This window comes from Microcoleus sp. MON2_D5, from assembly GCF_036701905.1.
Classification (GTDB): domain Bacteria; phylum Cyanobacteriota; class Cyanobacteriia; order Cyanobacteriales; family Microcoleaceae; genus Microcoleus.
The window spans coordinates 1-19,712 of the sequence record NZ_JAUBRM010000074.1 but is presented as its reverse complement, the minus strand read 5'-3'; the positions used below and the strand labels follow the sequence as shown (position 1 = coordinate 19,712).

At 46.3% G+C, this 19,712-nt stretch carries 16 protein-coding genes and 1 pseudogene; 9 read left to right on the top strand and 8 right to left on the bottom strand.

Translation table 11 applies throughout. The annotated features are described in order from the left end of the window. Positions 1-76: 76 nt before the first annotated feature. Entirely contained in the window at positions 77-685 is a 609-nt protein-coding gene (gene lepB, locus QUA47_RS23285; RefSeq protein ID WP_190660049.1) for a signal peptidase I, read from the top strand. A gap of 107 nt (positions 686-792) precedes the next feature. On the opposite strand, the gene QUA47_RS23280 is transcribed toward lepB, so the two are convergent. Beyond that, a complete protein-coding gene (locus QUA47_RS23280; RefSeq protein ID WP_333432495.1) occupies positions 793-2,316 on the bottom strand; it encodes a peptide ligase PGM1-related protein in 1,524 nt (507 codons plus the stop codon). Positions 2,317-2,546: 230 nt separating this feature from the next. Further along, positions 2,547-4,163, bottom strand: a complete 1,617-nt coding sequence (locus QUA47_RS23275) for a glycosyltransferase family 39 protein (RefSeq protein ID WP_333432494.1) — start codon at positions 4,161-4,163, stop codon at positions 2,547-2,549. 318 nt (positions 4,164-4,481) lie between these two features. Between QUA47_RS23275 and recA the strand changes: the two genes are divergently transcribed. Beyond that, complete coding sequence (recA, locus tag QUA47_RS23270) at positions 4,482-5,609, top strand: recombinase RecA (RefSeq protein ID WP_199292592.1); 1,128 nt, start codon at positions 4,482-4,484, stop codon at positions 5,607-5,609. Between the two features lie 292 nt (positions 5,610-5,901). On the opposite strand, the gene QUA47_RS23265 is transcribed toward recA, so the two are convergent. Further along, complete coding sequence (locus tag QUA47_RS23265; protein ID WP_333217870.1) at positions 5,902-6,621, bottom strand: hypothetical protein; 720 nt, start codon at positions 6,619-6,621, stop codon at positions 5,902-5,904. A gap of 617 nt (positions 6,622-7,238) precedes the next feature. Here QUA47_RS23265 and QUA47_RS23260 point away from each other — a divergent pair. Together QUA47_RS23260 and QUA47_RS23255 are read left to right on the top strand one after the other, a co-directional pair. Next, the gene (locus QUA47_RS23260) at positions 7,239-7,712 is read left to right on the top strand and encodes a Coq4 family protein (protein ID WP_333432493.1); all 474 of its coding nucleotides are present in this window, start codon (positions 7,239-7,241) and stop codon (positions 7,710-7,712) included. A 29-nt stretch (positions 7,713-7,741) separates the two neighbouring features. Beyond that, positions 7,742-7,966 (top strand): response regulator transcription factor, encoded by a 225-nt coding sequence (locus tag QUA47_RS23255; protein WP_083888111.1) that lies wholly within the window; start codon positions 7,742-7,744, stop codon positions 7,964-7,966. A 149-nt stretch (positions 7,967-8,115) separates the two neighbouring features. Here QUA47_RS23255 and QUA47_RS23250 read toward each other — a convergent pair whose 3' ends face one another. The 3 genes from QUA47_RS23250 to QUA47_RS23240 form a co-directional block, all read right to left on the bottom strand. Further along, entirely contained in the window at positions 8,116-9,012 is an 897-nt protein-coding gene (locus QUA47_RS23250; RefSeq protein WP_333432492.1) for an alpha/beta hydrolase, read from the bottom strand. 217 nt (positions 9,013-9,229) lie between these two features. Next, complete coding sequence (gene dacB / locus QUA47_RS23245) at positions 9,230-10,672, bottom strand: D-alanyl-D-alanine carboxypeptidase/D-alanyl-D-alanine endopeptidase (RefSeq protein WP_445302543.1); 1,443 nt, start codon at positions 10,670-10,672, stop codon at positions 9,230-9,232. Between the two features lie 81 nt (positions 10,673-10,753). Continuing rightward, on the bottom strand, positions 10,754-11,080 hold the full coding sequence (locus tag QUA47_RS23240) for a (2Fe-2S) ferredoxin domain-containing protein (protein WP_333285587.1): 327 nt from the start codon (positions 11,078-11,080) through the stop codon (positions 10,754-10,756). A 205-nt stretch (positions 11,081-11,285) separates the two neighbouring features. Here QUA47_RS23240 and QUA47_RS23235 point away from each other — a divergent pair, with 205 nt between their 5' ends. The 4 genes from QUA47_RS23235 (at position 11,286) to QUA47_RS23220 (ending at position 15,222) form a co-directional block, all read left to right on the top strand. Continuing rightward, entirely contained in the window at positions 11,286-11,786 is a 501-nt protein-coding gene (locus tag QUA47_RS23235) for a CBS domain-containing protein (RefSeq protein WP_333185862.1), read from the top strand. 215 nt (positions 11,787-12,001) lie between these two features. Then, entirely contained in the window at positions 12,002-12,676 is a 675-nt protein-coding gene (gene nblB, locus QUA47_RS23230) for a phycobilisome degradation protein NblB (protein ID WP_333432490.1), read from the top strand. Between the two features lie 515 nt (positions 12,677-13,191). Then, the gene (locus QUA47_RS23225) at positions 13,192-14,502 is read left to right on the top strand and encodes a CAP domain-containing protein (protein WP_333432489.1); all 1,311 of its coding nucleotides are present in this window, start codon (positions 13,192-13,194) and stop codon (positions 14,500-14,502) included. Between the two features lie 171 nt (positions 14,503-14,673). After that, a complete protein-coding gene (locus tag QUA47_RS23220; protein ID WP_333432488.1) occupies positions 14,674-15,222 on the top strand; it encodes an adenylate kinase in 549 nt (182 codons plus the stop codon). On the opposite strand, the gene murQ is transcribed toward QUA47_RS23220, so the two are convergent. Together murQ and QUA47_RS23210 are read right to left on the bottom strand one after the other, a co-directional pair. Beyond that, positions 15,216-16,130 carry an N-acetylmuramic acid 6-phosphate etherase gene (murQ, locus tag QUA47_RS23215; RefSeq protein WP_333432487.1) on the bottom strand — a complete coding sequence of 305 codons (915 nt, stop codon included), beginning with the start codon at positions 16,128-16,130 and terminating at the stop codon, positions 15,216-15,218. The two genes, QUA47_RS23220 and murQ, sit on opposite strands and share 7 nt — an antisense overlap. Positions 16,131-16,354: 224 nt before the next feature. Then, the gene (locus QUA47_RS23210; RefSeq protein WP_333217859.1) at positions 16,355-16,729 is read right to left on the bottom strand and encodes a DUF3110 domain-containing protein; all 375 of its coding nucleotides are present in this window, start codon (positions 16,727-16,729) and stop codon (positions 16,355-16,357) included. A gap of 454 nt (positions 16,730-17,183) precedes the next feature. Here QUA47_RS23210 and QUA47_RS23205 point away from each other — a divergent pair. Next, a pseudogene (locus QUA47_RS23205) lies at positions 17,184-19,712 on the top strand (translocation/assembly module TamB domain-containing protein); the annotation flags it as partial.

Below are 19,712 nucleotides of genomic sequence, written 5' to 3'. Positions count from 1 at the left end.
TTGAGTAAACAGCGTGCTAGCATGGAAGCATTATTAAGTTTATAATTCGTATCCAGCTCAGTCACTACAATACCCTATGACTCGTCTAGACAAGTCAGCCGACGAAAAACCCCCGCAAGACACCGAAAATCCTTGGATCGAAGGAATTAAGACGATCGGCTTAGCAGCATTTTTAGCCTTTGGTATCCGCACCCTGGTTGCCGAAGCACGCTACATTCCCACCGGCTCGATGCTCCCAACCTTACAAATTAACGATCGATTAATTATAGATAAGGTAAGCTATCGATTCCAAGAGCCCCAGCGAGGAGATATTATCGTATTTATGCCTCCTGACCCGGCTAGTTTGTGTACGGGACAGCCGCCACCGATCAAAGATGCCTATATCAAGCGAGTGATCGGACTGCCGGGGGACAATGTGGAAGTCAAAGAGGGAAAAGTTTTTATTAACAAGCAGCCGCTACAGGAAAAATATATTGAAGAAATTCCGCAGTATCCCTACGGGCCTGTAGTTGTAGCTCCAAATTCTTACTTGGTGCTCGGCGACAACCGCAACGCAAGCTGTGACAGCCATTATTGGGGCTTTGTGCCCAAGCAAAATATCATCGGTAGGGCAATTGTCCGTTTTTGGCCACTCAACCGCACAGGTTCGATCGACCCCACGCCCCTTTATCCCGCTAAAAATTAGCTACAACCTTCAGTAGGGTGCGCTAGGCGCACCTTACTACTACAGATTAATGAAGGTCAAAATTTAAAACTTGCTTAACTTCCGATCGTGCTGCCATTCCAGCAGATTTAGTACGACGTTTCGCGATCGAGAACTTTCACAACTTTGTTATACATCTCCTCAGCTTGTTGCGGCGAATTGCCGATACTCGTCACTCCCAATTTGCCAAACTCCGACAAACAACCCATTAAATGAAACACACTGCCCGTCTCTGTACCGCTGTCAAAGTGCAGTTGATTGTCAGCAATAATATCCATCAAATCGTTCGGTAATAACCCCCGATAGCGCTCTTTTTTCAAATTGTCCGAAGCGACATAATATTTCGGACGGCCCTGCTGGCTGTAAAATAATCCTGTCGAACGTTCGTACCGACCATTTGTTAACAGCTTCAGCGCCATAAACGGATGAGTTGTGCCTCCTTTCCGCAAGTTAATTTCTATTGCTTGCATATCCCATTTGCCATCGGATTGCTTTACCGCGAGAAAATCTACTCCAAATCTCTCTAAAGCCCCTTTTTTAGCTAAGTTTTGCCCTACTTTCCATCCCAATTCCTGCAACGCTATTCGATAAGATTCGTCCGCCGGAAATTGGCAACCCAAGAAAATTTGACCGTCTGGGCCTCCTAAAATTTGGTCGTGGGTTGAGAGAATTTCTACTTGGCCGCTGGGGACAATTCTGCCTTGAACGCTGGGCGAGAACTTTTCTTCTCCTTCGATAAAAGCTTCGGCAATTGCCCCTAATTCGGGAATGCGGCTGCTAAAATTTTCCCAGGTTTCGCCCGTTGCTTGAAAGCGCAAATTATGGAAGTGATCGCCAATTGCCTTCGCTCTTTCTGTAGGCGCTTTACCTGCGAGGGGCTTCAGATCTAAAATTGCATTTCCTTCCCCCGAAAAACCTTCATTTAACTTAATTACGATCCGTTGCAAATGCGGCTGCCGTGCCCACAACTCGGCCGCAGCTTCCGCTAAATCTTCCGCATTCCAAACCAACTCGGAACCGTCAGGATAAGGCACGCCACATTCTTTAAAAATTTGCCTGCTACCGCTTTTTGTTCCCCAGTATAACAGATCGGGATCGCTGGCCCACAAAGGAATCCCCAATTTAACAGATAACTCGCGTTCTAAGGGCGTTGAGTTATAACAAACCATATAAGATTTTGTCGGCCGCACTGCTTGACGAATGCGCTCCATCAAGCGGGGACGATCTAAAATTTTCTGGGTGAGGGATTTGGCAGAAGCATCGTAAGCACTGAACAGCAAAAGCCGATCGCGCGCGTGAGAAAACGGAATTCCCGGCAGCAATTGCAGGTAATAATCCACAATCATGGGGTGCAAGGGCTCGGAGGTAATGTAAATTAAGCGCGTGCGGGGATTTCGCAGGCGAATCAATGAAAATAAATGCCGCTCTTCGTAGTGGTAAGCACCCTCAACTTTCTGCATTTCTTGCTGATCTAAGCTGAGAGAAGGAATGATAATAATGTCACAATCTCCGCTGTCGAATTCTTCGACTGCTCGCCAACGTTCGCGTAATTCTGTCTGAAGATTGCGAAATTGCTGTGCGGATTCGGAAGATGAATTATTTAACTCTTGCATTGCGTTTTATCCTAAGTATTCAAATAATTATTGCTGATAATGTCAAGTGCGTCACCCCAAATACCTGAGACAACTCCCACAGTTTTTTTTCGGACGCACCTTACCGGGAATAGGGACAAAAATGCCCAAATAGTGATTTAACGTGCGTCAGTCCAAATATTTGAGGCAACTCAAACAGTTTTTTCGGACGTACCCTACCCGGGACGATCGTCCATTTCTGTCAAGCTGCTCTAAGAAGCTCGCCGCGCTCGAAAAAGTCTGGCATACTCCAAAATTGGCTCTAAGCGGCGTTGATTTTGCTTGAGTGCCGATCGCAATTTTTCCGAAGGGCGGAACACCAGGGGAGCCGAATATTTGTTCAGCATCTCCATATCTGGCGACTGGCTCAGCAGCATCAGCCTCACGTCTTTGTCGAGCAAATAACTCAGAGAAAGCAAATCTCCCATGTTCGTAAAATCGTTGCCGCGATCGCTAATTACAATTGTATCTTTAATGGAGCGATTAGCTATCACCTCTTTGTTAATAATTTTCGCAACTTCAGCATTAAAATAGCTCAAGTCTTTGCTCCACCAAGTATCAGAAAAAGCGCTAACTGTACAGGAGGCTACACTTGCTGTAAATACCAAGGCTAAAATGACTTGCCACAACCGCTGCTGAGTTTTCACGTTACTCGCGAGCAAGTAAGCAAATGCTAGCTGCACTCCCGGAAAGCAGGAAATCAGATAGCGGCTGACGGCAGAACGTTTGCCACCTAGGATTAGATCCGGTAATGCCAGTATCAAAAAAGGTACCAAAATTGATGTTACAATAAACAGCCAAGTAGAAGTGCTAACCCTGCGACAGATTGTGTAAAGGGCTGCCGCAATTAACAGCAAAAATGGCAATCTTAGCAGATAAGTCCAAATATTATCAAACCCGAAGTCGAAGTCAAAAAATAAGGCTGTAAAGCTGAGTGTCCACAATTTGACAAGATACAGCCAACCCGGAGATACTCGCGTCCAATCTGTCGTAGCTGATGCTCGTTCCAGGTTTGTCGCCAGCACGTAAATCCAGGGGATATACAATATTAAAGCTGCTGTTACTGCTAAGAAAAATTGGGAATTAGTTACGTGACCTGGCAATTTTGTTTTTTTGACAAACAACCAGTAAGAAATTATAAAAACTCCGTGTCCAATGAGTGTTAAACTGAAGAAAGGGTGAGTGTAGAAACCAAGGGCGATCGCCAGCGAGTAAAATACCCAATCTTGCCAACCCCGCAACCGCACTGCTCTTAGCAGCAGCCAACTGCTGCCAATAACTGTCGCTGTCAGCAAACTGTACTGCCTTGCTGTCTGAGCAAACAATATATCAAAGGGAGATAAAGCCAAAAGTGCTGTTGCTAATAACGCAGCCAAATTCGAGGCGAAAAGTTCCTGAGCTAAAGCGTACATCAAAGGCAGCGACAGCAAACTCAATAGTGCTGGCAAACTGCGGGATGCTGTTAGAGAACTGCCAAATTCCTGCATCCACCAACGAGCCATGAGAAAGTATAAAGGCGGATGCTGCGGGTCTTCTAGTGCTAAAGAACGAATTGTGTCTGCTTCTGTACTTCCCGGTTTAATCTGCTGATATTTTTGCAATTCTGGTGCGGGAACAATCCGGTTTTGGAATAGTTCGTCGTCAATTTCTTGGCGGGTGAAACCAGCGGCGCGGATTGATGTGTAAGCTTCGTCGTGCCAGTACAGTTTGCGATCGATCTCAAAAAACCGAAATCCGATACCAAGTAAAATGCCGATCGCCAATAAGTTCATCAGCCAGCGGGAATTTTTGGTATTAACAGATGTGTCTTGATGTGTTGTAGATCCCATGCTTGTCCTAATTGTGGCGATTCCCTCCGGGATAGCTACGCTTCACGGAATTTGGAACTGTAGCCCATCTTAAACCTCACTCCCAGAGCGATCGATACCAACTACATCCCCTAACAGACAATAATTCTACCCTCTGCCGGATGCCGAATATCTTCTCGATTAGAGCCTTCTGAAAGCTGGCTCAGGCTCAACCACCCCCAAAATCAAGAATCTTCAGCCAGATCCTCTCAGAACCTCCAGACCCCAAAAATAACTGCTAACATACGTGTTGTACAGTTAATCAACAAGCTCCGCAAGGGGTCTACCCGCGTACCGCAAATGGCAAAATCAAAAGAAACGTCTATAAAAACTTCCACTGAAAACTCAGAAAAGCAAAAAGCTCTAACTTCGGTACTCTCCCAAATCGAGCGCAGCTTTGGCAAAGGAGCGATCGTCCGATTGGGAGACTCCACTCGCATGAGGGTAGAAACCATTCCCACCGGAGCCCTGACACTGGACATTGCTTTGGGCGGCGGTTTGCCAAAAGGCCGAGTCATTGAAATTTACGGCCCGGAAAGTTCCGGTAAAACCACTCTGGCCCTCCACGCGATCTCCGAAGTCCAAAAATCCGGGGGTATCGCAGCCTTCGTCGATGCCGAACACGCCCTCGATCCCACCTACGCCTCAGCTTTAGGCGTCGATATTGAAAATCTCTTAGTTTCCCAGCCGGATACCGGCGAAATGGCCCTAGAAATAGTCGATCAACTCGTGCGTTCCGTCGCCGTCGATATCGTAGTAATTGACTCCGTAGCCGCCCTCGTCCCCCGCGCCGAAATCGAAGGCGACATGGGCGACTCCCACATGGGTTTGCAAGCGCGCTTGATGAGCCAAGCTTTGCGGAAAATCACCGGCAACATCGGCAAATCCGGCTGTACCGTCATTTTCCTCAACCAATTGCGGCAGAAAATCGGCGTAACTTACGGCAACCCCGAAACCACAACCGGCGGTAACGCACTCAAATTCTACGCCAGCGTGCGGCTTGACATTCGCCGCATTCAAAGCTTGAAAAAAGGTACAGAAGAATACGGCAACCGCACGAAAGTTAAAGTTGCTAAAAATAAAGTTGCTCCGCCTTTCCGTATTGCCGAATTTGACATTGTATTTGGCAAAGGCATTTCTACTTTAGGCTGTCTGACTGACTTGGCCGATGAAATGGGAGTAATTACTAAGAAAGGTTCTTGGTACAGCTACAAGGGCGACAACATTGCTCAAGGACGCGACAACGTAATTCGGCACATGGAGGAAAATACCGAATTTAAAAATGAGATCGAGAAGTTAGTGCGGGAAAAACTTGATACGGGAGCTGTGGTTTCTGCTAATTCTGTCGCTCCGGTCGATCTTGATGTTGATGATGAGGATGAGGATATTGATGACGTTCAGGATGTAGAAGAGTTGGAAGAAGTCTAACGTTTGTAGTGATTTAGCGATTAGTCATTAGTGATTAGTCATTAGTAAAAGTAGGTTGGTTGAACGTAGAGAAACCCAACCTACTTTTGTGCTTTTGTCCTCAAAGATATGCAGGTTATACCATTTTAGATTTGGGAATTACTTACTGGGAGCCTCTCATATTTGTAAAAACACTTCTTCTGGCTCCTTCCTTCTTCCTTCTTCCTCTTTCCTCCTGGCTCCTGGCTCCTGGCTCCCAACTCCAATTTTTAGCTTGGCTGCTTTCATGGAAATGCTCCCTACTTACTATCACTTATTCAGGCATAGAAACGGGCTGAACGTATTGAGAATTAGCGCGCACATAACAGCCTTGTCTTGTCTGCAACCAGGGTTGACCGTTCGCCACCGTAATCGCATTTACTCCCCTGAGTTCAGCAGCAATTGTATCTCTATCAGCGCGGTAAACTTGTTGAATTGCTCCGTTTGGCGTCTTGCGGCAGTTTAGTTGTCCATCTCGCGACGTGACTCGCCAAGCAGGCCAAGTTGCAGAACCAGCAGTTTCAGTCAACCAAGTATTAGAATTGCTAGAAGTATAGTCGCCACTTGCATTAGGACGCGGTAAAGATTCGACTAAATTTACTTTAAATGTCTGGCCAGTAGAAGGACAATTTTCTCCTCCTTTCACCTTCCAAGTAACTTCGGCTCCCAATTGGCTGCTCCTTCCAACTTGACGCCTAACAATGGTAATATCCCCAGAACAAACAATTTTTTGGCCAGGGCCGGTCGTACTGTCTTTGAAAGTCCCATTGTAATAGTAAGAGCCTGCTGCTCCTTCGGAACGGGTAATTTGAATGTTGCCCAAAAAATTCCGATTGCCTACTTTGGTCAAGTAAAAACCTCTGGGATTGTTCCCTTTTTCTGACAGGTTTAAAGTAGTTTTACCGTTAGGGTTAACATAAGTCGTAGCGCTAGCAGCACCGCACCAAATTAATGACAGAACTCCTGTGGACAACAAAATGTAAAGTTTTTTCACAGCAACACCTTGTATGATATGAATCTCTACTTTATTTATAGCTGTTGGTGAAAATACTTGCCCAGTCGCTCACATGAGTGTCACTCATTTGAGCGACATTCTAACGACATACGGGCAATCCCCCATGATTGCCACTACAAATTCGGCAACCACAGGGGATTGGGACTACTGCGTAATTCCTAAAAATCAACTCTGCATAACTTCACCTTGCTTCACCTTGCTTCAACTCTCTTCACTTGTATGCACCTGCATCACGAGGCCTGCAAGCTTCAACTTCTGACTCATTGCAGGTTCCAATAATTATCGGCAGAATAAATTTATATACGTAAGTAAAGGGGTTCCAGTCACCGCTAAATACTGGGGATTTTACTTATACTTCCCGGTGGGTCAAGTTGCGATTAGAAAAACTAAGGAGATTTTTACAGGTAGCAGATTTCACATCTAAAAATGTTTGTAAAGAAATGTAAAAGCTCCTGATAGCCGATTGGTTTGACAGAAAGTACAATTTTTAAGCTGAGTCGGTAAAAAAAGTCGTCTTGATTCAGCGCAAAAATGAACTTGACAAACACAAATTAATTGGCTCGAAACTTAAATCATTTTTGAAGGGAGAATAAATTATGGGTGACGGTCAATTAGAAGTTATATTAAAGATGGCTCCAACAATTAATCCTCAAATTGAGAGCGATCGACATTTTGAAATAGACTTGGCAAAATTGCGCCAACTGCCAACAGGAACATTAGGGTGCGAAGTGGCGCGATTTCTAGACGAACAAGGCTTTGAGCCGATCGCATCGGGAGACTGGATTCAGCGAAACCACGACGTTTGGCACGTGCTGACCGGTCTTTCAGCTTCAACAGAAGATGAATTGGTACTTCAAGCGTTTACTCGCGCTCAAGTATTTCGTCCTTCTTGTGCGATTTTAGTGTTAGTTGGACTGATCGGCGGCAAATGCGCGATCGGACAAATTATCAAAGGCTTAAAATACGGAAAATTAGCCACTCGGTTAATTGACTGGGACGTTGCATCTGATTGGGAAACTCCTTTATCTGAAGTTCGAGAGAAACTCAGAATTCTACCCTTAATTGATTAGATTTTCACTCGTTACCTCATTGCAAAAGTATGCAAAGCACAAGTTACAAACCGGAAATTAGCCTGAGCCCACGCGAAAGAGCGATCGCGCAATTAGTAGCCCAAGGCCTGCCAAACAAATGTATTGCCAAAAATTTAAATATCAGTCACTGGACGGTTGCTACTTACGTGAGGCGGATTTTTATCAAACTCGGTGTTTGTTCCAGAACTGCGATGATTGCACTGCTGATCCAAGAAAATTTGCTCTGGGACTAATAAATAAGTAGCGTGCGTCAGCTAGCTTTAATTCTCTGGTAATCCAGAAACTCTAGGCACGACGCACCCTAAAAAAAACCTATCCCTAGACAGATGAAAACCCGGTTTAGCTGTAAAACCGGGTTTTAATTTGCAATGTTTAAAACTTTCTATGCCAAAGCCAAAGAAGGAGAAGAATTTCTGAGAAAACTCAGCAATTCTCGATTCACCGTTTGCGGCGCTTCCTGCTGAATCCAGTGACCGCAGTGAGGAACTAATTTCAACTTAAACGGAGCCGTAATTAATCTGTCTAAACCTTCTACAAGTTTGTGGCTCAAAAACGCATCTTCTTCTCCCCAAAGCACCAAAGTAGGCACTGTCACAGGTTCTAATTTCTCCGCCAAATTCCAAAGCCTCTGCGGATGAAACATCTGGCGGTAATAATTGATAGCGGCGGCTAATACTCCCGGCTTTTCTAAAGCAGTCTGATAAATCTTAGTTTCCTCAGCGCTAAAAGCTCCTTTGCGAACAGCTTGTCCTTGGAAAACATTGTGAACAAAATCTTTCAAGTTTTGCCGGATCAACCATTCGGGAATGCCGGGAACCTGAAACGCCAAAACGTACCAACTGCGGCGGATTTGATCTAAATTGCTCGCCATTTCCTGCACGAATCGCTGCGGGTGCGGAGCGTTTAAAATTGCCAAGCGGTTGAGTTGTTCGGGGAATTTTTGAGCTAAGTGCCACGCAATCGCGCCTCCCCAATCATGACCTACAACGTGAGCTTTTTTATAACCGAGGTTCGCAATCAAACCGCGAATATCCGCGCTCAGCGTATCTAAATCATAGCCGCTTTCCGGCTTGTCGGAATCGTTGTAGCCCCGCAAATCCGGCACCACAACCTTAAAATGACGCGCTAAAGCAGGAATTTGATGACGCCAAGAGTACCAAAACTCTGGAAACCCATGCAGGAGGAGAACAAGCTCGCCTTCTCCTTGAGAAACGCAGTGCAGGCGGATGTTATTGGTTTCGACAAAGATGTGTTTCTGTTCGGAATCGAAAGAATTCATAGTTGGAAAGTTAGACTTATTTTCGGGAAGTACAGAACCCGCCGACTGGTAGCAGGCTAAAACGGCCCAATGGTTTTAATTTTTCTACTTTTATTGTAGCTGCTTTTCGATCCCCGTCGCTGCAATCTAATGAAACTTAAAACTTGTATGGTTTTTAGGTGTCCGGTTTTTTAGGTGTAACTACTGAGCTTAACTTTCTCACCTTAAATATGTGGTTTTAACAGCGGCGCAGGCGATTCAATAATAGCACAATTTCGTCCGTCGCCGATCGCATTTTTGCAGCCGATAGGTCAGATTGATTGACGATAATGCTAAACACCAGCGGCTCGTAATTCGGAACTTCAATATATCCCGACAACGCCGAAACTCCACTCAAAGTTCCTGTTTTAGCTTGCACAATTACGCGGTTTGGTGTATTATTGAAGCGATTTTTCAAAGTGCCGTTCTCGCCAGCGATCGGCAGTGACTGGCGGTAAATAGATGCAGCAGGTGAATTAGCCATCAATCTCAAAGTTTGTACCAAGGCTTCAGGGCTAATTAAATTGTGGCGGGACAAGCCCGAACCGTCAGCTAATATGTAGCTGTTTGGATTTACTCCTAATTGAGTTAAAACTGTCTTTAACTCTTTCAAACCCATTTCACCTGTATCTTCTTGCTGCTGGGGCATCTTGTCTGTAACTTTTCCCAGCAATCTCAATATAACTTCTGCATAAAGATTGTTGCTTTCGCGATTAGTTTCTCTCACCAATTCCGCCAGAGGCGGCGATTCAACGGTCGCTAATTCTTGATTTAAATTGCGAGAAGCCGAGGCAACTAAAGCCTGTTTAACAGGAATTCCCTCAGCCGCTAGAACTTGCTGAAACTGCTGCAAAAAATTATTAGCGGGGTTGACAACTGCGACATAAGCTGATTCAGGTTCGCCACCAACTTTCAACTGTCCGCTCACTCGAATTATAGGTCGATCGAACTCCCGGCCAACTTCAATAAACTCGGGCTCGTTTTGGGCGACAGTTACTGAATTGTTCTGGAGTTGCCACTGATTTGCCTGCTTTGGTTCGGCAAAAGTAACTTTCAGAGGTTGCCCGAGAGCCTGCGGGGACAATAGAAGGTCGATCGCGTTTTGATTGAAAATTAAACTGTTAATCGGCGCTCCGTAACCTGCTTGGGCGTCTTCCCATTCCCAATTCGGATTGACTGCACTGCCTTGAAAATAGCTGTCATCGCCAATCAACTCGTTTACTTGACTGATTCCTCGCTGCTTCAACTGCTGCGCCAAAGATTTCAACTGAGGCTCAGCAATGCTCGGATCTCCCCTGCCGGCAACGTACAAACTTCCATTTTCGCCGCTGTAAACCGATGTCTTAATCCGAAAATCTGCACCGAGTTTCTGCAAAGCAGCGGCTGTAGTTAGCAGCTTGGTATTTGATGCGGGAATAAAATATTTGGTGGCGTCGCGGCTATAGAGAGTAGTAGAAGAAGATAGAGGTTGAATCAAAATGCCCCAGCGCGAGCGACTAAATTCGGGACGATTGGCGATCGCATCTACTTGCGCCCCCAATTCCCCAGGACAAATATCCCCAGCAACCGCCGACGTTTGAGCAGCAACCGCCGACGGACGCCCCAGCACCAGCACTAACAAACTAAGCGCAATTCCTTGGATTTTCAAAGTGGCAGTTCCTTAACAATAACTATTAAAATTAGATGCGCCAGAGCTTGGAAGTTTCACCGAATCAAGTCAATATTAATAATAATAACGCGCATGAATTCTCGGATTGAACAGCGCTTCTACAGGTTTTCCCTCTTTGAAATGCTCTTCCACAATTAACGGTACATCACTCGGTTTAACTCGACAATACCAAATTTCGTCCGGGGTAACTCGCACAGTCGGGCCAGTGGTGCACTGTCCCTGACAGCTAGTAGCCTCAACTTTCACCCCTGCAACTTGTTGAGCTTCAAAAGCAGCTAGCACTGCTGCTGAACCATTTTTCAGGCAAGATAGATACTGGCAAACCAATACACAGCGCGCTTCTGGTTGGGAGTCTGGTTCTCGGGTTGGAGATTCTGGCATTGGTAAGGATTTATCCGCTCTTTAAGATATCTTAACAATCTTGTCAGGTCGATCGCTCGCCGGAGGGAGGCAAACGGCAGAATTTTATAGTGCGATCGAAAAAAACAGCAAAATTCTGGCATTCAAACTTTTTCCTTCCTTCTACCTTCTAACTAATCCCTTCAGCAGAGCTGCCTTTCTTCAGTCTGTGTCACGATTTCCCTATATGATCGATTTAGAGCAACAACTCAATCAACCGCTAATCATGCCAAAAACAGTAGCCGATGTAATGAGCCGCGAGCCGATTTTGGCGCGACCCGAAATGCCCTTGAACGAAGCGATTAAAATTTTAGCCGATCGACGCATTAGCGGTCTTCCCGTCGTAGATGAGAATGACGTGTTGGTAGGAGTCATCTCCGAAACCGACTTGATGTGGCGGGAAACCGGCGTAACTCCCCCCGCTTACATCATGGTGCTTGACAGCGTGATTTACTTAGAAAATCCATCTCGTTACGAGCGAGATCTGCACAAGGCTTTAGGACAAACAGTAGGAGAAGCGATGAGTACAGAACCCGTTACCATCGGGCCCGACAAATCTGTCCAAGAAGCTGCCAAACTGATGCACGATCGCAGTATCCACCGATTGCCCGTGCTTGATACTGCGGGCAAAGTAATCGGCATCCTCACTAGGGGAGATATTATCCGCTCGATGGCTGCCGAATCTTAAATTAACTGTTTCAGTTCCAGGACTGTATCAGAAAATGAGTCGATCGCTCTTTCAATCTCGCTAACTTTTTGCAATTACCAATTATCTAGATTCACGACACGGAAGTCAGGAATAGACGCAGAGCTATTTTTTCTTTCTTGCTTCTTCTTCCCTCTTCCTTCTTCCTTCTTCCCTCTTCCTTCTCCCCAATTACCAATTATCAAATTTAAAATCGAATGAGCATTACCCCTGAGTCTGTCGAACAATTGCTGAATTCCGAGGATTTTGGCGAAAGACTGCGAGCAGTCAACCAACTGCGGCAACTAGAACCAGCAATCGCCTATAAACTGATTCAAATTGCGATCGGCGATCAAAACGTCCGGGTTCGCTACGCAGCAGTCAGCCAGATATCAACCCTCGGTACGCAGAATCTGCCGAACGCTTTAGAGGTACTGCGAAACAGCCTGAACAACGACCCCGAACCCGACGTGCAAGCAGCAGCAGCCGATGCTTTGGGCGCATTGAAATTAACCGATGCTTTAGAAGATTTGCAGCAAGTTTATAGCAGTACCTCTGAATGGCTGGTGCAACTGAGCATCGTCGCGGCTTTGGGAGAAATGGGAGATCCGAAAGCTTTTCCGATGTTAGAAAATGCCCTGACTTCTGAAAACGAATTGATCCAAACAATTGCCATCAGTGCATTAGGTGAATTGGGAGATAAACGCGCGCTGCCGCTGCTGCTTCCCTACGTTTCCAATGCAGATTGGCAAATCCGTTATAGAGTAGCTCAAGCTCTGGGGCGGTTGGGCGGTGCAGAAGCACAGACAGCTTTGGAAATTCTCGCCAAAGATCAGGTTGAACAAGTTGCTCACGAGGCTAAAGCCGGACAAGAAAATAGTTTGAAATCTTGAGATTGCTTTGGCGATCGCGAACAACCCTGCGCGGTTGTGAATTTTGAATTAATTTAGAATTTTTTGTGCGGGTTCTAGTAACAACTCTGTTCGCGATCGCACACAGAATTCAGAAACCCGGTTTCTTCCTATATTTATTGTTCCTGTCTGCAAAACTTGTAGAAACCGGGTTTCTAGCGAGCCAGCCAGCGGGCTGGTTGCGTAGCGCAAACCTTACTAATCAGGAAAAATCTCAAATCTTAAATCTCAAATTTAAAATTGTATTGATGCGACGGGCGATCGCAAATTTCATTGAAACTCTCCTTAAATTCCAGCGTACTCTTCCCTTTCCCAACCATAGCCGGGATCTTGACATCCGCACTTTGACAACAGCTATAATTAGAATAAATAGAGCAGCGGTAGGGATTAACACAATTATTGAATTGTGCCCAGCCAGCTAGGGATCGGGGAAACTATCGTTAAGACGGTAAGCAATCTACCAGCAAAACCAAGTCTTAAAACTGTTTATCATCCCCATGCTTGAACAACTATCAAATTCCGGCTCTCAGTCCTTGGACATTTTAACAGAAGAGCGATCGGCCTCTCAAGTAGCACCAAGCCCAACCAATCAAAACTTTATTAATAGAGTTTTAGAACTTACCAACATCGAACGCAGCAAATTGAGTTTGTCCCCGCTAACCTTCAATACTCAGTTACTAAATGCGGCGGAAAATCACACCCAAAACATGGCACTGCAAGACTTCTTTTCCCATACCGGAAAAGATGGTTCGTCATTAGGAAGTCGGATTAGTGCAACGGGCTATCAATTCTCAGCGGCAGCAGAAAACATCGCTGCGGGCTCTTCTACACCCGAACAAGTTGTATCATCATGGATGAACAGCAGCGGCCACCGCGCTAACATTCTTAATCCCAATCTCAAAGAGATTGGCATCGGTTACTATTTCTTAGCCGACGATACGGGCACAGAAAATTGGAATCACTATTGGACGCAAGTTTTTGCGACTTCTCTTGACGGTAGTGTCAATCCCGCACCCACACCGACTCCCACACCAACTCCCACACCAACTCCCACACCAACTCCCACACCAACTCCCAACACATTGGTATCGATTACTTCGCCAATACCCAATGCTACAGGGGACGGAAGCCCGACGACAGCACCCAAAAATACAGCCAGCAACGGCAATTATTTCCTATCAGATAGTGCCGATAGTCAAATACCGACAAATGCTGCGGGACTGCCAATTTTTGCCCTTTCCGGCAAAGACAATATCACCGGGGGAGAAGGTGTTGATAGCATTAATGGAATGCAAGGTGCGGATACAATTAATGGCGCAGGCGGCAATGACAGTTTATCGGGCGGCAAAGAGTCGGATTCAATTGAGGGCGGTGTCGGCAATGATTTTATCAGCGGCAATAACGATAACGATCGACTAATCGGATCTGACGGTAACAATACTATTCGCGGCGGCAAAGAAGATGATGTCTTGGTTGGCGGTAACAGCGACGATTTGTTGGCGGGCGATCGCGGGCAAGATATGCTGACCGGCGGTGCTGGAAATGATACGTTTATCCTAGCAGGAGGTTTGTCTGCGGCGGCTACTTTAATAAGTGCAGACGTAATCGTTGATTTTGGGGCTGGGGATAAAATTGGTTTGACAGACAGTATCGGATTTGCCAACTTGACTTTTGAATCTGTGAGTTTGCAGTTGGATGGAGGTGCAAGCGTCGCTTCTACAGCGATTAAGTCGGGGAACAATTATTTGGGAATCGTGCAGGGTGTCAGTCAAAATCAGCTTACCTCAAGCGTTTTTGTGAATGGCTAACGGGGAAGGGGTAGTGTAAAATTTCACTTATGCAGCGTGTAAGGTGCGTCAGTTCGTAGGGATTGGATGGGTAGCCCAGATTGTCGCAGCGGACGCACCCTACTACTTCAGTTGTTATAGCAATTCTCCCAAATCTTGCTACAAACTTCATCATTACTAAGAGGGGTAACTATGAAAAAAGTAGCCGTGTTTGGCAACACAGGAGGCGGTAAATCAACTCTAAGCAAGAGATTATCAGAAATTACTGGTTTGCCACTTTACCCCTTGGATAAAATTCAATATCAATCTGGGGGCACTGAGGTTCCAAATGAAGAATATAAGCATACGCATGAGAAAATTTTGGCTACTGACCGATGGATTATAGACGGTTTTGGTTGCATGGAAACCCTATGGCTTCGACTCAACGAGGCAGATACTCTGGTTTTTGTCGATCTGCCCCTATACGTGCATTTCTGGTGGGTGACTAAACGGCTGATTACAGGTAAGTTTATACCGCCAGAAGGCTGGCCCCAAAAGAGTCCGATCTTGAAGAGTTCAATTAATAGTTACCGTGTTCTTTGGTTGTGTCACAAGTATTTGACTCCCAGATACCGCGAGTATGTCGATCGCGCTCAAAACACCAAAAGTGTTTATCACCTCAGATCCACTGAAGAGATTTCACAATTTTTTGACTCGATGGTGCAAATGACTAACAACTCAAATCAGGTTACTGACTACTGACTAATGGAGGCCACAGCCGATCGCAAATTCCCTTGAAACTCGCCCAGAATTCGATCGCACTCTTCCTTCTCCAAATTAGTCCAGTGCATCATCAAAGCTAATTTTACAGACTTGCCGCTTTTTTCGAGCAAAAAACCCGCCTCCTCCCGGCTTAAATCAGTCAAATCCTGCAACATCCGCACAGCCCGATCGCGCAATTTCTTATTAGTCACCGCCACATCAACCATCCGATTGCCGTAAACCTTCCCCAGCTTCACCATTACCCCAGTCGAAATGATATTTAAAGCCATTTTTGTTACTGTACCCGCTTTCAAGCGCGTCGAACCCGCCACTACCTCCGGGCCAACCAACAACCGAATATCAACATCAGCCTCAAAACTCACTTGTTCGACGGGTACGCAGGCCATAAACACAGTTTTCGCCCCCCGCTGGCGTGCCGCCTGCAAAGCGCCCGCGACAAACGGCGTTGTACCTCCAGCCGTAATCCCGACAACCACATCTAAGTTGGTAATGTGACGGTGGGCGATCGCCTCAGCCCCATCTTCAGCCCGATCCTCCAAATCCTCCGAACTCCGCACCAAAGCCCCCGCACCCCCGGCAATAATGCCCTGTACGAGTTCTGGCGGCGTGCAGAAGGTGGGGGGACACTCGGCCGCATCCAGCACCCCCAAACGCCCGGAAGTACCCGCACCGACGTAAAACAGTCGGCCTCCTTGACGCAGAGACTCGGCTGCAATGTCGATCGCTTGGGCTAAATGTTCGCGGGCACGGGCGATCGCGCTTAAGGTTTGGGCGTCTTCCCGGTTGAACAAGTCCACTAATTCGATCGAACTGAGTTGGTCTAAATTCTCGCTGTTGGTATTCACCTGTTCAGTCAGCAGATGGCCCCGTTCTTCCAAATTCTTCATTTTTTCTCAGTTGTTAATTGTCAGTTGTCGGCTTTCAAGCGAAGTCAGGAGACATACAGAGTCCCTGGTTCAGCCTGCAAGCCTGTATCTACAAATGAAGCCCTTGATTGAACGCTGGAAGAGATTAAATTTATCCTTCTTCCCTCTTCCTTCTTCACATCGAGCCTCGAATCTCAATATCCATCCGTTACATCCGCTACAGAATCCGTTGCCGAACCTTCCTTTTACAAAAGTCCTTCGAGTCGGCGGCGAATAGAATCCAGTTCGTTTTGGGAAACCTCAGAATCCAGAGCGAGATCCGGCTCGGGCTCCGGCTGCCACTGAGTCTGTGTTACATTGTTTTCTGGCGGAATCTCCAACGCCCCCGCCGGTATGAGTTCCCAATCATAATCAACACTGTTGCAGAAATCCTTAATTTCCTCCTCGTCGATCGCCTCGACAGTGGGTTCGGGGAAATCCTGAGCTTCCAACATCACGCCAAAGCGGGTGGCGTCGTCTTCTGACTCAAACATCAGAACTTTATTGCGATCGCCGAGTTGAATGGTATGAATTCCCTCATTCTCGGTGCGGGCATTGAAGAGTAAGACGAACACTCGCATAAGTTTTAAAGACCTTCTTAACCACCATTTTTTTATCTTAGAAGCGATCGGGCAACCGATTTTAAATTTTATATTTTAGATTTTAGATTGACCAGCGATCCTGCACTGGCGGGATCGAAAGGAATTGGGGCATTTGGACGACTTGGTTTGATATTTGAGATTTTAGATTGACCGCCGATCCTGCACAGCGGGGGAAACCTAGAGGATTTGGGGGAGTTGGAGGACTTGGTTTTAGGTGATGTTGCGTGTTTTGATTAAGTTCGGTAAAGGTTTCTGGAGTCTACCCTGGAGTGGGGGCGTGCCTTCGACCTTCGTTGCGCCCGATCGGCACTTCCGACCTCACTTCTGAGTCTACCAAAGGCAGAAGGCACACTGGCGAATCACAGAAATTATACCTGTCTAAAATTGGCTGATTCCCTTAATTCCTGAATTCTCTGATTTCTGAGAAACACCCATGACTAACTCCGACGATAACAAAAATCAACTCGCACCCCGTCCCCACCGCCGCTGGTGGCGTCTGCTGCTGCTTAGCGGTACGGGATTGGGTATTCTCGCCTTGGTTGGGGCGGCGGTAGGATACCAGTGGGTGCGGGAAAAGTTAGCTCCTTTGGTGGAAACTGAAGTCAGCCAGTTGCTGAAGCGGCCGGTGCAACTTGGACGTTTGGAGGGATTTTCTCTGAAAAGTTTGCGGTTTGGGCCATCGACTTTACCTGCAACTCCTACCGATCCGGATTATGCTTCTACAGAAGCAGTTAAAGTAAAGTTTTCGGTTTTGCAACTGCTGTTGACCCGCAATCTCAAATTAGATATTACCTTAGTTAAAGCCAGCGCTTATATCGAACAGGATGCTAAAGGCCGCTGGGTTAATATTCCAACTGCGGAGCAGAAATCTCCGGGTTTATTTAAAACTGAAGTTGAAGCAATTCGAGCTGAAAATACCGCCGCAGTTTTGGTACCGCGTCCCGCAGTCGGACAGACAACTTCGGCTCCTATTTCTGTAAACCTGAAAAAAGGCAGTGCTCTATTTCGCGACCAAAATCAGCGCGTTCTCTACGAAGTAAACGGTCAGTTTACTAACAGCGATAATTTTATACTTAAAGCTGATTCTATGTTACCTGCAGCTCAAACTAACCTGCAGTTGCAAGGTCAAAATTTGCCTTTGCCCGACCTCGCTCGCTTGCTAAGACTTTCCGGCATTTCTTTACAAAAAGGTCTGGCTAATGGCAATTTGACCGTGCAAGTGCGAGAGAATAAAGTATCGGGAATTACTGGAACGGCTAGTTTTGGAGGAGTGCAAGCGAGTATTGCTCCCTTGAAACAAATTATACAAAATAGCAGCGGTCAGTTGCGGTTTCAGGGAACTACTGTGATTGTCGATAGTCTGGCGGCTAATTACGGTCTAATTCCGCTTAGAATAGCCGGAACAGTTGCAACTGGAACTAATTTTAATTTGGAGAACGCTAGCTTCAATCTGGCAACTAGCGTGCAACCAGTGGCTTTTGCAAGTGTTGTCACTGCGGTGGAGACAGAGTTAGGACAGAAAGTAGTATTGCCGGTTGCTGTTGCGGGGGAGGTGAAGGCGGATGTCAAGCTAACTGGAACCGTCGATCAACCGGTGGTGACAGGTGCGATCGCCTCGACAAAACCTGCTACGGTCGATCGGCTGCAATTAAATAATATTAGCACTAATTTCAAATTGGAACGCGGGAAAATAGCTAAAACCCCAACTCCCAATTCTCAATCTTCTATTCCCCCATTTTCCTCTTTAGCATTGACTTTGAGCGATATTTTGGTAGTGCCGGCGGCGGGTGGTAAAATTGGCGGCAAAGGTCAAGTTGATATTGCTTTAAAAAGTAGCAATTATCCATCTGGTTTGGTGTTTGACTTGCAAGCTGAAAACTTGCCTGCAGATAATCTCGCCCAAATTTACGCTCTCCCAATTCCTGCTACTGTTACAATTGGCAGTGTCTCCGCAAAAGCTCAAATTTTTGGCCCGTTAGACAACATTCAAGCTAGAGTTCAATGGCAAGCACCGCAAGGAACTTTCCCCGCAGCGGGCGAAATTCGAGCCGCAAGGAATTCGGCGGATTTGCAAAATACAGTTGTGAAAATTGGCGACGCTTCTGTTAACGTGGATGCTGCGCTAAAAGACCGTCAGTGGCAAGCTATCATTGAGGGCGATCGCGTTGCCCTCAACAGTTTGCAGCAAGTTCTGCCAGACCTTAATTTGCCTCCTGAACTAGCGGGTTTGGTCAGCGGAACCGCCGAAGCTGCGGGAACTCTAGACGATTTGAGTTTAAATGCGATCGCTGCGACGGGCAAAGGAACGCTGAATATTGCTGACAGTATTGTTGATGTTAATGGCGAACTAGAATCGGGTCGCTGGCAAGTTTTTGGCAACACTGAAAAAGTGGCTGTCAATCAATTGATTGATATTGGCTTGCCGTTTTTAGCACGGGAAACGCCAGCCAATCGGGAGAATCTAGAAGCTAAAATCCAAAATCTTAAAACGTTAAACGGACAGCTAGCAGGTAAATTTCAAGCGGCGGGAAATGTTGACGATTTGACTGCTGGCGGAATCAATTTTAGTAGCAACGGTAGGCTCTACTTTGCCGACAGCAATGTCAATTTACAAGGAGAATTGGTAGCGGGAAACTGGCAAGCAACAGCAGAAACAGATCGCACTTCCATCAGCCGCTTGGTAGATTTGACACTGCCGATTTTAGATGTGGCTTCAGCATTCAATCCCGAAAATCAGCAATCTGCCAATCTCAACAATCTAAAATCCAAAATCCAAAATTTAAAATCGATTGACGGACTGCTATCGAGTCAATTTACAGCATCGGGAAGTCTTGACAATTTGACTGCTAGCAGCATCAATGCCAGCGGCAACGGCAGACTCAATCTTGCCGACAGCAATGTCAATTTACAAGGAGAATTGGTAGCGGGAAACTGGCAAGCAACAGCAGAAACAGATCGCACT